The sequence below is a fragment of the Sphingomonas sp. GW821-FHT09E03 genome, assembly GCF_059416225.1.
The window spans coordinates 364,756-376,472 of the sequence record NZ_JBWKOS010000001.1; the positions used below are offsets into that span (position 1 = coordinate 364,756).

The window sequence follows — 11,717 nt, forward strand, 5'->3', positions numbered from 1 at the left end:
GGTCGGGATGGACGGCGGGGCAGCGCCTGCAATGTGGCGGAATTCTGGCGCGGGCAGCGATCGCGACCGCAAGCCGCCCGCCATGGTCGCTGCCGCGGGGCGGCCGCTGATCATCCGCGTCGGCAAGCATCTGCGCGGGATGTTCGACCGGCTCATCGCCGCTTCGTCGCTGGTCGGCAACGAGCCGGTGCTCGACGTTCGCGATTTCGCCTGGACCGGGCTGCTGCGCGCCGAGTGGCAGGCGATCCGCGACGAGGCGCGGGCGGTGGCGCTGTGCGGCCGGGCCTCGCCCAGCCTCGCGACCATCTCGCCGGATCATCGCTCGATCGCCGAGATCGACAAGTGGCGCTCCTTCTTCCTGTGGGGCTATGGCTATCGGATCGACGACAATCTGGCGCGCTGCCCGCAGACCCGGCGGATCGTCGAGCAGATCCCCGGCCTCAACAGCGCCTTCTTCTCGATCCTCGCGCCCGCCACGCACATTCCGGCGCATCGCGGTGTCACCAAGGGGCTGATCACCTGCCACCTCGGGCTGATGGTGCCGCGCGACGGCGACGTGCGGATGCGGGTAGGCGACCGGGTCGTCCGCTGGGCGGAGGGCGAGACGCTGGTGTTCGACGACACCTATGATCACGAGGTGTGGAACGACACCCATGGCACCCGCGTGGTGCTGCTGATCCAGGTCGAGCGCCCGCTCAAGAACCCCGGCAAGTGGATCGCGGAGCTGTTTCTCGGCATCGTCCGCCGCTCGCCGTTCGTGCAGGAGGCGCGGTGCAACATCGCAAGCTGGAATGCGGCGATGAAGCGGCTCGACGCCTAGGCCGCGGCAGGGCTGATCGGAAGCGCCACGGATACCCCGCCGTCATCCTGAAACAAGCTCGGGATGACGAACAGGAGCGGGTGCTGCTCCGCCGTGCTATCCCTTGTACAGCGCGTCGAGCCGCTCGCCGTACATCGCCCGGATCATGTGGCGGCGGATCTTGAGACTCGGCGTCAGCTGCTCGTTCTCGATGGTGAAGGGGGCGTCGGCGAGCACAAAGCGGCGGACGCGCTCCGTCACCGACAGGTCCTTGTTCACGCGCTCGATCGCCTGGCCGATCGCGGTGCGATACTCGCTGTTCTCGGCGAGATTGGCGAACTTGCAGCTGGTGCCGTTGGCAGCGCACCATTCCTGGGTCCATTCGGGATCGGGCACCACCAGCGCGACCATATACGGGCGGCGGTCGCCGGCGATCATCGCCTGGCCGATCTCGGGCTGGAGGGTGAGCATGCCCTCCACCTTCTGCGGCGCGACGTTATCGCCCTTGTCGTTGATGATCAGGTCTTTCTTGCGATCGGTGATCGTGATCCGGCCCTTGGCGTCGATCTCGCCGATGTCGCCGGTGTGCAGCCAGCCGTCCTTCAGCACCCGCGCGGTCTCGGCCTCGTTGCGCCAATAGCCGTGCATAACAAGCTCGCCGCGCACGAGGATCTCGCCATCGTCGGCGATCCGCACTTCGGTATCCACCAGTGGCGGGCCGACCGAGTCCATCCGCAGGCCGGCCGACGGGCGGTTGCACGAGATCACCGGGGCAGCCTCGGTCTGGCCATAGCCTTGCAGGAAGGTGAGGCCGAGACTCTGGAAGAACAGCCCGACCTCGGCGTTGAGCGGTGCGCCGCCCGAGACCATCGCCTTCATCCGCCCGCCAAACTTCTTGGCGATCTTGGGTTTGAACAGGGTGCGGACCACCAGCTGCATCGGTCGATCGGCGAGCCTGATCCGGCCCTCATATTCCTTGGTGCCGATATCAAGCGCGCGGGCGAGCAGATAGGCCGAGGCGCCGCCCTGCTTCTCGATCGCCTTGGCGATGCGGGTGCGCAGCACCTCGAACAGGCGGGGCACGACGAACATGATCGTCGGCCGCACCTCCTCGATATTGGCGGCGAGCTTGTCGAGCCCCTCGGCATAATAGATCTGGCCGCCGAGCCCGATCGCGAAATGCTGCCCGCCGGTATGCTCATAGGCATGGCTCAGGGGCAGGAACGACAGGAACACCTCGTCGTCCCAACCGAAGTCCTCCGAGATCACGGCCGAACAGCCACGCACATTGTGGAGGATCGCGCCGTGATGCTGCATCACCCCGCGCGGCGCGCCGCCGGTGCCCGAGGTGTAGATGATGCAGGCGAGATCGTCGCGCGCGAAGCCCGCGTCCGCGGCGGCCGCTTCGGGCGTGGTCGGATGATCGGCGATCAGCTGATGCCAGCTGTGGAAGTCGACGCCGGCAGACGGCGCGCGCATCTGGTCGATGCCGATCACCGTCTGCCCCTGATTGGAGCGCAGCACCGCCTGGAGCAGCGTCCGCGCGAGCTTGTCGGTGGAGACGATGATCGCGCAGGCGCCGGAATCGGAGATTACATGGGCGTGATCGCGCTCGGTGTTGGTGATGTAGGCGGGCACGGTGATGCAGCCGGCGGCCATGATCGCGAGATCGCTGATGCACCATTCGGGGCGGTTCTCGCTGACCAGCATCACCCGGTCACCGCGCTTGAGGCCGATGGCCTTGAGCCCGGCGGCGAGGCTCGCCACCTGGCGCGCCGCCTCAGCCCAGCTGATCGACTGCCAGGCGCCGTTCTGCTTGGTCCACAGGAACGGTGCGTCGCCCTTCTCCCGCGCCCGCGTGAGGAACATGGTGACGAGGTTGGGGAAGTGTTCGAGGGTGCGCATGGCTTCTCTCCTGCCGCGGCCGGCTCGCTGGCCGGCCGTCATCTTCATTCGGGCGGGCGGTTCGGCGCGGCGCCGACGCGGACGATCTGCGTGACGCTGCCATCCTCGCCGACCGCGACGCCCTCGCTGCGCGGATCGGCGGCACCCACCCAGCGACCGCCGACGCGCTCGATGGCATTGGCCTTGAGCCCCAGCGGTGCGATCTGCACCCGCTCGCCCAGCGCTTCAAGCGCCGGCTTCATCGCGTCGAGCTGGGTGCCCTGCTCCAGCGTCGCAACCGGGCCGGGGGCAAACACCAGGCCGAGTGCGATCGCCTCCTGCGCCGACAGATGCCAGTCGAGCACGCCGACCAGCGCCTTGGCGACCTGGGCGATGATGGTCGCGCCGCCGGCGGCGCCGATCGCGATCCGCACCGTGCCATCGGGGTTGTAGACGATCGTCGGCGACATCGAGCTGCGCGGCCGCTTGCCGCCCTCGACGCGGTTGGCGACGAGCGCGCCATCCTTGTCGGGCACGGTATCGAAGTCGGTCAGCTCGTTGTTGAGCGCGGTGCCGCTGACGGTCAGGCCCGAGCCAAAATAGCCCTCGATCGTGGTGGTGATCTCGACGACGTTGCCGGCGCGATCGACCGCGACCAGATCGCTGGTGCCGGGCACCTCGCTGACCTTGGCGCGGATCCGCGGCGGGGCGCCGGCAGGCAGGCCGGGAGCGATGGTCGCCATCGTCCGCTCGGGCGAGATCAGCGCCGAGCGGGCAGCGAGATAGCGCGGGTCGGTGAGGCCCTTGACCGGCACCGACACATAATCGGGATCGCCGAGATACATGTCGCGATCGGCATAAGCGAGGCGCTCGGACTCGGCGAGCAAATGCCAGGCGACGGGTGAATTCTTGCCGAGTGCGGTCATGTCAAACCGCTCGAGCTGCTTGAGGATCTGGAGCACCGCGACGCCGCCGGCCGAGGGTGGTCCCATGCCGCAGATCCGGTAGCCCCGGTAGGTACCGCACACCGCGCCGCGCGGCTTGGCATCATAGCTGGCGAGATCGCCGGTGGTCATCTTCGACGGGTTGCGGCTGGCGCCGTTGACGGTGGCGACGATTGCCTGCGCGGTCGGCCCGACATAGAAACTGTCGGCGCCGCGCCTCGCGATCTGGCCGAGCAGGGTCGCCTGTTCGGTGTTCTTGAGCAGGGTGCCGACCGGCTGCGCGGTGCCGTCGGCGCCGAGATAATGGCCGCGCGACCAGCTATCGATATGGCTGCCGAAGTTGTTGAGCCCGTTGTGGAGCCGCGCCGATACGGTAAAGCCGTCGCGAGCGTAATGGATTGCCGGCGCGAACAACGTCGCCCAGGGCAGCTTGCCGGCCCGGCGGTGGGCGAGCGCCATCGCCCGGAGCGCACCGGGGACGCCGACGCTGCGGCCGCCGGGCACCGCCTGGGCGTGACTCATCGGCCTGCCGTCATCGGCGTAGAACCACTTGGGATCGGCCGCCATCGGTGCCGCCTCGCGCGCATCGATGGTCGAGACCCTGTGGCCGGCGGCGGTGTGGGTGACCCAGAAGGAGCCGCCGCCGATCCCGGAGTTCTGTGGCTCGACAACGTTGAGCACGAGCATGGTCGCGATCGCCGCATCGGTCGCGGTGCCGCCGGCCCTCAGCATTTCGGCACCGGCGGCCGCCGCACGGGGATCGGCGGCGCTGACCATGCCCTGGGGCTTACTGGCGGGAGTGGCGGGTGCGGACCGGGCGGTGGCCGCGAGCGGCATCGACAGCGCAGTGAGCGCGAGCAGAAGCGTCTTCATCGGGCGGGGACCGTAACGGCTGGGGACCGGAGGGCAAGACGCTTGCATCAGCCCGCCCCTACGGCCTCCGCGACCCGGGCGATGCCGTCGCGCGCGAGCAGCGCGTCAAGTTCGGTGACGATGCGGCGGGGCAAAGCGGGACCGCCGTAGACCAGCGCAGTGTAGAGCTGCACCAGGCTCGCGCCGGCGCGGATCCGGGCATAGGCCTCGGCGCCGCTGTCGATCCCGCCCGCGGCGACCAGCGGCAGCGCAGCGCCGGTCGCGGCGCGGAAATCCGCCAGCCGCTGGCGGGCGAGCAGCTTGAGCGGCGCGCCAGACAGGCCGCCCGTCTCGCCGGCGTCGGCGCTGTGCAGCGCCGGACGGCTGATCGTGGTGTTGCCGATGATCACCGCATCGACGCGGGCATCGATCGCGGCACGGGCGATATCGTCGATCTGCGCGGGCTCGAGATCGGGCGCGACCTTGAGGAACAGCGGCGTGGTGCCGCGTGCGGCGGTGCAGGCGGCGAGCAGCTCGGCAAGCGCGGCGCCGTGCTGGAGATCGCGCAGCCCCGGCGTGTTGGGCGAGCTGATGTTGATCGTGACGTAATCGGCGACCGGCGCCGCCGCGCTCACCCCCGCGACATAATCCGCGACGCGGTCAGCGGCGTCCTTGTTGGCGCCGACGTTGATGCCGAGCCTGCCGCCGTGGGCGCGGCGGCTGGCGCGGGCGCGGGCGATCCCGGCGGCAAGCCCGCCATTGTTGAACCCCATCCGGTTGATCACCGCGCCATCGGCAGCGAGGCGGAACAGCCGCGGCTTGGCGTTGCCCGCCTGCGGCAGCGGGGTCAGCGTGCCGATCTCGACGGCACCGGCGCCGAGCCCGAGCAGTCCGTCGATCGCCTTGCCATCCTTGTCGAGCCCCGCGGCGATGCCGAGCGGGTTGGCGAAAGCGATGCCGGCGACGGTGGTAGCCAGCCGCGACGACGTGACCGGCGCGCGGACCGGCAGCCGCTGACGCAGCGCCAGCGCGTCGATGGTGAGCGTGTGGGCGCGCTCGGGATCAAGCGTGAACAGCAGCGGGCGAGCGAGATAGGCCATGCCTCCGCCAATCGCACCGGGGCGGTCGCTCCGCAACCGGTCCTCGGGCAATGACGACCGACGCAGACGCGATCTCACATTGGGGCGTCGACCCTGGTTGACGAACCGGTCGCGCAGGACCATTTGCCAATCGGATCAATTCCGTCCGATTTGAGAACCGTTCGCAACATGCGCCTGTCCAGCCTGGCTGATTATGCAGTGGTGATGATGACCGCCGCGGCGCGCCATTGCGGCGGGCTCGCGCGGCTCAACGCGACCCTGCTCGCCGAACAGACCGGCGTGCCGCTGCCCACTGCGCAGAAGCTCGTCAGCCGGCTGTCGGCCGCCGGGCTGCTCGAAAGCACCCGCGGCACCGGCGGCGGCTTCCGCCTGTCGCGGCCGCCGGCATCGATCAGCCTCGCCGAGATCATCGAGGCAGTCGAGGGGCCGATCGCGATGACCGCCTGCGTCGAGGGGGCCGGTCGCCAGGATTGCTCGCTCGATCACCAATGCGCGGTGAAGCCGCATTGGGGCGTGGTGAACAACGCCGTGCGCGGTGCCCTTGCCGGGGTCAGCCTCGCCAGCCTTGCCGGCACGCCGCCAACCCAGATGACCCAGAACAGCGCGCCGCTGCGCGCCGAGGTAATTGCATAATGGCTACGAAGAACGCCGAGGCCTATGCGGCCGTTTCCAAGACCTATGAGTGGGGCTTCTCCTCGGATATCGAGCAGGACTTCGCGCCCAAGGGCCTGAGCGAAGACACGGTGCGCTACATCTCCGCCAAGAAGGGCGAGCCCGCCTGGATGCTCGACTGGCGGCTGAAGGCGTTCCGGCTGTGGCTGACGATGGAGGCGCCCGACTGGTCGAAGCTCAACGTGCCGCCGATCGATTACCAGGACGCTTATTATTATGCCGAGCCCAAGGCCAAGCCCAAGCTCGGCAGCCTCGACGAGGTCGATCCCGAGATCCTGCGCGTCTATGAAAAGCTCGGCATCCCGATTTCGGAGCAGAAGATGCTCGCCGGCGTCGAGGAACTCGACGCGGAGGGCAACCCCAAGCGCCGCGTCGCGGTGGATGCGGTGTTCGACAGCGTCTCGGTTGCGACCACCTTCCGCAAGGAGCTGGAGGCCGCGGGCGTGATCTTCCGCTCGATCTCCGAGGCGATCAAGGAATACCCTGAGCTGGTGAAGAAGTGGCTCGGCAAGGTGGTGCCGCAGCGCGACAATTACTTCGCGACGCTCAACAGCGCGGTCTTCTCGGACGGCACCTTCGTCTACATTCCCGAGGGCGTGCGCTGCCCGATGGAACTGTCGACCTATTTCCGCATCAATGCCGAGAACACCGGCCAGTTCGAGCGCACGCTGATCGTCGCCGACAAGGGTAGCTATGTCAGCTATCTCGAGGGCTGCACCGCGCCGATGCGCGACGAGAACCAGCTCCACGCCGCGGTGGTCGAGCTGGTCGCGCTCGACGATGCCGAGATCAAGTACAGCACCGTGCAGAACTGGTATCCGGGCGACGAGAATGGCGTCGGCGGGATCTACAATTTCGTCACCAAGCGCGCGCTCTGCCAGGGCAAGAACAGCAAGGTGAGCTGGACCCAGGTCGAGACCGGTTCGGCGATCACCTGGAAATATCCGTCCTGCGTGCTCGCCGGCGATGGCTCGGTCGGTGAATTCTATTCGGTGGCGGTGACCAACAACCGCCAGCAGGCCGATACCGGCACCAAGATGATCCATCTCGGCAAGAACACCCGCTCGACGATCGTGTCGAAGGGCATCAGCGCCGGGCGCTCGGACAACACCTATCGCGGCCTCGTCCGCGTCGGTCCGACCGCGGAAGGCGTGCGCAACTTCACCCAGTGCGATTCGCTGCTGCTCGGCGACCAGTGCGGCGCGCACACCGTGCCTTATATCGAGGTGCGCAACCCATCGGCGCAGATCGAGCATGAGGCGACCACCTCGAAGATCTCCGAGGACCAGCTGTTCTACGCAATGAGCCGCGGGCTCGATGCCGAGGCGGCGGTGGCGCTGATCGTCAACGGCTTCGCGCGCGAGGTGCTGCAGCAGTTGCCGATGGAATTCGCGGTCGAGGCGCAGAAGCTGCTCGGGATCAGCCTCGAAGGCTCGGTCGGCTAAGTCATTGATCCCCGGCGGGCGCCGGGGTCCAGCTACAGGCGATGCGCATGGGGCCATGAGCGTCGGCGTCGCCAGGGAATGAATGAGAGAAGAATGCTCAAGATTGACAACCTCCACGCCGAGATCGACGGCAAGGAAATCCTCAAGGGGCTGAGCCTCGAGGTGAACGCGGGCGAGGTGCACGCGATCATGGGGCCGAACGGCGCCGGCAAGTCGACGCTCGGCTATGTGCTCGGCGGCCGGCCCGGCTATGAGGTGACCGCCGGCGCGATCACCTTCGCCGGCCAGGACCTGCTCGAGCTCGAGCCGCACGAGCGCGCCGCCGCCGGCGTGTTTCTGGGCTTCCAATATCCGGTCGAGATCCCCGGCGTCTCCAACGTCCAGTTCCTGCGCGAGGCGCTCAACGCCCAGCGCGCAAGCCGTGACGAGAAGCCGCTGTCCGGCGGCGAATTCCTCAAGCTAGCGCGCGGCCAGGCCGATCTGCTCAGCATGGATCACGACATGCTCAAGCGGCCGGTCAATGTCGGCTTCTCGGGCGGCGAGAAGAAGCGCAACGAAATGGTGCAGATGGGGATCGTCGATCCGAGGTTCGCGATCCTCGACGAGACCGACAGCGGCCTCGACATCGATGCGCTGCGGATCGTCGGCGACGGCATCAACCGGATCATGCGCCGGCCCGACAAGGCGGTGCTGCTGATCACCCATTACCAGCGCCTGCTCGATTATGTGCAGCCGGATTTCGTCCACGTGCTGGAAGCCGGGCGGATCACCCGCACCGGCGGCGCCGAGCTGGCGCACCAGCTCGAGCGCGAGGGTTACGCGCAGGCGGCGGCATGAGCGCGGTGCTCGATCTGCCGTCCAGCCGCGCCGAGGCGTGGCGCTGGGCCGACATGGGCGCGCTCGCCACCGCGGCGGCGCTCGCACCGGTGGCGCGTTCCGACACCGACGGCGCGTTCCTCGACCTGCCCGGTGCGCGGCTGCTGTTCGTCGACGGCGTGCTCGATGACGCGCGCAGCGTGCTCGGCAGCGTGGTGCTGACCGAACTCGGTGGCGGCGATCACCTGCTTGGCCGTCATGCCACCGGCACCGGCTGGATGCTGCGCGTCGAGGCTGACGCGGCGCTCGATCCGGTCCAGGTGGTCCATGTCGCCACCGGCGCGGAAAACCACCTGCCGGCGGCGATCGTGCTCGGCGACGATGCGGTGGCGCAGGTCTATGAGACCTATGTCGGCGCCGGCTGGAGCAACCGCTTCACCTCGGTGTCGCTCGGACGCGCGGCGCGGTTGATGCGCGCGGTGCGGCTGACCCAAGAGGCCGGTTTCACCAGCGTCCGCGAGGAAGCGACGCTGGGCGCGGGCGCCAGCCTGATCACGACCTTCCTCGGTGCCGGCCATGCTGGCACGCGGATCGATGCCGCGGTGACGCTGGCGGGCGACGGCGGCTATGCCGAGTTCGGCGGCGCGTTGCTCACCGCGGGCGAGCAGCGCCAGGAGTGTGCGGTGCGGGTCCGCCATGCCGAGTCCAACGGCCAGTCGCATCAATTGTGGCGCGCCGTGGCCGCGGATCGCTCCACCGCGAGCCTTGCCGCGGCGGTCGAGGTCGCGCGGCATGCGCAGAAGACCGACGGCGAGCAAAGCCTGCGCGGGCTGCTGCTGCAGCGTACCGCGACGGTGAACCTCAAGCCCGAGCTCGAGATTTTCGCCGACGACGTCAAATGCGCGCACGGCGCGACGGTGGGCGAGCTCGACAACCGCGCGCTGTTCTACATGCAGAGCCGCGGCATCCCCAAGCCCAAGGCGCAGGCGCTGCTGACCCGCGCGTTCGTCGCCGACGCGCTCGACCGAATCGGCAACGAGACCGTGCGCGACGCCTTCGCCGCTGATGCCGATGCGTGGCTGGGGCAAGCGCTGGTCGCCGGGGGAGCGCGGGTGTCATGACCGTGCTCGAGCAAGTCTTGCCGCAGATGCAAGCGACGGCGGCGCCGCTCGATCGCCTCGCCGACTTTCCTGCGATTCCCGCCGGCTGGGCCTATCTCGACACCGCTGCGACCGCGCAGAAACCGCAGCCGGTGATCGACGCGATCGCAAGCGCCTATGGCGAGACCTATGCCACCGTCCATCGCGGCGTCTACCAGCGCTCGGCGGACATGACGCTGGCCTATGAGGCCGCGCGGCGCACCGTCGCGCGGTTCATCGGCGCCGGCTCCGCCGACGAGATCGTGTTCGTGCGTGGCGCGACCGAGGGGATCAACCTCGTCGCGCACAGCTGGGCGGGGACGCAGCTCAAGGCTGGCGACCGGATCATGCTGTCGATGCTCGAGCATCACAGCAATATCGTGCCCTGGCAGATGGTCGCCGAGCGGGTGGGGGCTGCGATCGACGTGGTGCCGCTGACTGCGGATGGGCGGATCGATCTCGACGCGATGGCGGCGATGATCACACCGCAGCACAAACTGGTGGCGCTCGCGCACGTCTCCAACGTGCTCGGTTCGGTGCTCGACGTGGCGCGGGCGACCGGACTTGCCCACGGCGTCGGCGCCAAGATCCTGATCGACGGCTGCCAGGCGGTGCCGCGGCTGCCGGTCGACGTGGCGGCGCTCGGCTGCGACTTCTACGTCTTTTCGGGCCACAAGCTGTACGGCCCGACCGGGATCGGCGTGCTGTGGGCGCGGCCCGAGCTGCTCGAGGCGATGCCGCCCTACCAGGGTGGCGGATCGATGATCGATCGGGTCAGCTTCGCGCGCACCACTTATGCGCCGCCGCCGGGCCGGTTCGAGGCGGGGACCCCGCATATCGTTGGCGCGCTCGGCCTCGCCGCGGCGATCGACTATGTCGAAGGCATCGGGCTGGGTGCTATCCATGCGCATGAGACCGCGCTGGTCCGCCAGACCCGTGAGGCATTGTCGCAGATCAACTCGGTGCGGCTGTTCGGACCGGATGACTCGGCGGGCATCGTCAGCTTCGTGATTGAGGGGGTGCATCCGCACGACATCGGCACCATCTTGGACGAGGCGCAGGTCGCGATCCGCGCGGGGCACCATTGCGCGCAGCCGCTGATGGCGGCGTTGGGCGTGGATGCCACGGCGCGGGCGAGCTTCGCGGTGTATAACGGCCCGCAGCACATCGAGGCGCTGGTGCGCGGCATCGAGCGCGTGACGCGGATTTTCGGGTAAGGATTTCGGATGAGCGACGGTTTTCGCATCGAGGAAGTGGAGGCGGTGACCCCGCCGCCGCGCGCACGTGTCGACGAGGCGCCGGAGCCGACCGTCGAGGCTCAGGGCGAACGTCGCCGTGATTATCTCGACGGCTTCCTCGCGCAGCAGCCGCAGGGCGACGCCCCCGGCGAGCCCGGCGGCGCGCTGTACGAGGCGGTGATCGACGCGCTGAAGGAGATCTATGACCCGGAGATCCCGGTCAACATCTACGATCTCGGGCTGATCTACGGCGTCGATGTCTCCACCGAGGGGCATTGCGCGGTGACGATGACGCTGACCACGCCCAATTGCCCGGTCGCGGAGTCGATGCCCGGCGAGGTGGAGCTGCGCGTCGGCTCGGTGCCGGGGATCGCGATCGCCGACGTCAACCTAGTCTGGGATCCGCCCTGGGATCCGCAGAAGATGTCGGACGAAGCCAAGCTCGAACTGGGGATGCTGTGATGGCCACTGCCGCTCGCGTGCGCCCGGCGCCGCTGATCCTGACCTCATCCGCCGAGGCGCGGATCGCCGATCTGATGGGCAAGGCGCCCGCCGGTGCGCTCGGCGTCAAGCTGTCGACGCCGCGGCGCGGCTGCTCGGGGCTCGCCTATTCGGTGGATTACGTCACCGAGGCCAAGCCGTTCGACGAGAAGATCGACACCGCCGGCGGCACGTTGTTCGTCGACGGCGGCTCGATCCTGTACCTGGTCGGGTCGACGATGGACTGGGTGGAAGACGATTTCACCGCGGGCTTCGTGTTCAACAACCCCAACGCCAAGGGCGCGTGCGGCTGCGGCGAGAGCTTCACGGTGTGAGCCGACGATCGGC

At 68.6% G+C, this 11,717-nt stretch carries 11 protein-coding genes; 8 read left to right on the forward strand and 3 right to left on the reverse strand.

Annotated features, from left to right (window positions below; genetic code table 11):
* Positions 1-31 precede the first annotated feature (31 nt).
* Positions 32-820 (forward strand): aspartyl/asparaginyl beta-hydroxylase domain-containing protein, encoded by a 789-nt coding sequence (locus AC07M8_RS01910; protein ID WP_495172761.1) that lies wholly within the window; start codon positions 32-34, stop codon positions 818-820.
* 96 nt (positions 821-916) lie between these two features.
* On the opposite strand, the gene AC07M8_RS01915 is transcribed toward AC07M8_RS01910, so the two are convergent.
* From AC07M8_RS01915 to AC07M8_RS01925, 3 genes are read right to left on the reverse strand one after another with little or no spacing between them, the layout of a single operon-like run.
* Positions 917-2,704: an AMP-dependent synthetase/ligase gene (locus AC07M8_RS01915; RefSeq protein ID WP_495172762.1), complete on the reverse strand. Its 1,788-nt coding sequence runs from the start codon at positions 2,702-2,704 to the stop codon at positions 917-919.
* Between the two features lie 44 nt (positions 2,705-2,748).
* On the reverse strand, positions 2,749-4,500 hold the full coding sequence (gene ggt, locus AC07M8_RS01920) for a gamma-glutamyltransferase (RefSeq protein WP_495172763.1): 1,752 nt from the start codon (positions 4,498-4,500) through the stop codon (positions 2,749-2,751).
* 47 nt (positions 4,501-4,547) lie between these two features.
* On the reverse strand, positions 4,548-5,579 hold the full coding sequence (locus tag AC07M8_RS01925) for a quinone-dependent dihydroorotate dehydrogenase (protein ID WP_495172764.1): 1,032 nt from the start codon (positions 5,577-5,579) through the stop codon (positions 4,548-4,550).
* Between the two features lie 168 nt (positions 5,580-5,747).
* Between AC07M8_RS01925 and AC07M8_RS01930 the strand changes: the two genes are divergently transcribed.
* From AC07M8_RS01930 to AC07M8_RS01960, 7 genes are all read left to right on the forward strand, one after another.
* A complete protein-coding gene (locus AC07M8_RS01930) occupies positions 5,748-6,212 on the forward strand; it encodes an SUF system Fe-S cluster assembly regulator (protein ID WP_495172765.1) in 465 nt (154 codons plus the stop codon).
* Positions 6,212-7,696, forward strand: a complete 1,485-nt coding sequence (gene sufB / locus AC07M8_RS01935; protein WP_495172766.1) for a Fe-S cluster assembly protein SufB — start codon at positions 6,212-6,214, stop codon at positions 7,694-7,696. The genes AC07M8_RS01930 and sufB overlap by 1 nt, the downstream gene beginning before the upstream one ends.
* A 93-nt stretch (positions 7,697-7,789) precedes the next feature.
* Entirely contained in the window at positions 7,790-8,533 is a 744-nt protein-coding gene (gene sufC / locus AC07M8_RS01940; RefSeq protein WP_495172767.1) for a Fe-S cluster assembly ATPase SufC, read from the forward strand.
* Positions 8,530-9,633 carry a SufD family Fe-S cluster assembly protein gene (locus AC07M8_RS01945; protein ID WP_495172768.1) on the forward strand — a complete coding sequence of 368 codons (1,104 nt, stop codon included), beginning with the start codon at positions 8,530-8,532 and terminating at the stop codon, positions 9,631-9,633. The genes sufC and AC07M8_RS01945 overlap by 4 nt, the downstream gene beginning before the upstream one ends.
* 26 nt (positions 9,634-9,659) lie before the next feature.
* Positions 9,660-10,868 (forward strand): cysteine desulfurase, encoded by a 1,209-nt coding sequence (locus tag AC07M8_RS01950; RefSeq protein ID WP_495173129.1) that lies wholly within the window; start codon positions 9,660-9,662, stop codon positions 10,866-10,868.
* A gap of 9 nt (positions 10,869-10,877) precedes the next feature.
* The gene (locus AC07M8_RS01955) at positions 10,878-11,351 is read left to right on the forward strand and encodes an SUF system Fe-S cluster assembly protein (protein ID WP_495172769.1); all 474 of its coding nucleotides are present in this window, start codon (positions 10,878-10,880) and stop codon (positions 11,349-11,351) included.
* A complete protein-coding gene (locus AC07M8_RS01960) occupies positions 11,351-11,704 on the forward strand; it encodes a HesB/IscA family protein (protein WP_267395844.1) in 354 nt (117 codons plus the stop codon). Before AC07M8_RS01955 ends, AC07M8_RS01960 begins: the two co-directional genes overlap by 1 nt.
* The last annotated feature ends 13 nt before the right edge of the window (positions 11,705-11,717 follow it).

What these genes read in the sequence shown, in the direction of transcription:
- AC07M8_RS01910 (WP_495172761.1), top strand. Translation starts at nt 32, where the DNA reads ATGTGGCGGAATTCTGGCGCGGGCAGCGATCGCGACCGCAAGCCGCCC.
- AC07M8_RS01915 (WP_495172762.1), bottom strand. Translation starts at nt 2,704, where the DNA reads ATGCGCACCCTCGAACACTTCCCCAACCTCGTCACCATGTTCCTCACG.
- ggt (WP_495172763.1), bottom strand. Translation starts at nt 4,500, where the DNA reads ATGAAGACGCTTCTGCTCGCGCTCACTGCGCTGTCGATGCCGCTCGCG.
- AC07M8_RS01925 (WP_495172764.1), bottom strand. Translation starts at nt 5,579, where the DNA reads ATGGCCTATCTCGCTCGCCCGCTGCTGTTCACGCTTGATCCCGAGCGC.
- AC07M8_RS01930 (WP_495172765.1), top strand. Translation starts at nt 5,748, where the DNA reads ATGCGCCTGTCCAGCCTGGCTGATTATGCAGTGGTGATGATGACCGCC.
- sufB (WP_495172766.1), top strand. Translation starts at nt 6,212, where the DNA reads ATGGCTACGAAGAACGCCGAGGCCTATGCGGCCGTTTCCAAGACCTAT.
- sufC (WP_495172767.1), top strand. Translation starts at nt 7,790, where the DNA reads ATGCTCAAGATTGACAACCTCCACGCCGAGATCGACGGCAAGGAAATC.
- AC07M8_RS01945 (WP_495172768.1), top strand. Translation starts at nt 8,530, where the DNA reads ATGAGCGCGGTGCTCGATCTGCCGTCCAGCCGCGCCGAGGCGTGGCGC.
- AC07M8_RS01950 (WP_495173129.1), top strand. Translation starts at nt 9,660, where the DNA reads ATGCAAGCGACGGCGGCGCCGCTCGATCGCCTCGCCGACTTTCCTGCG.
- AC07M8_RS01955 (WP_495172769.1), top strand. Translation starts at nt 10,878, where the DNA reads ATGAGCGACGGTTTTCGCATCGAGGAAGTGGAGGCGGTGACCCCGCCG.
- AC07M8_RS01960 (WP_267395844.1), top strand. Translation starts at nt 11,351, where the DNA reads ATGGCCACTGCCGCTCGCGTGCGCCCGGCGCCGCTGATCCTGACCTCA.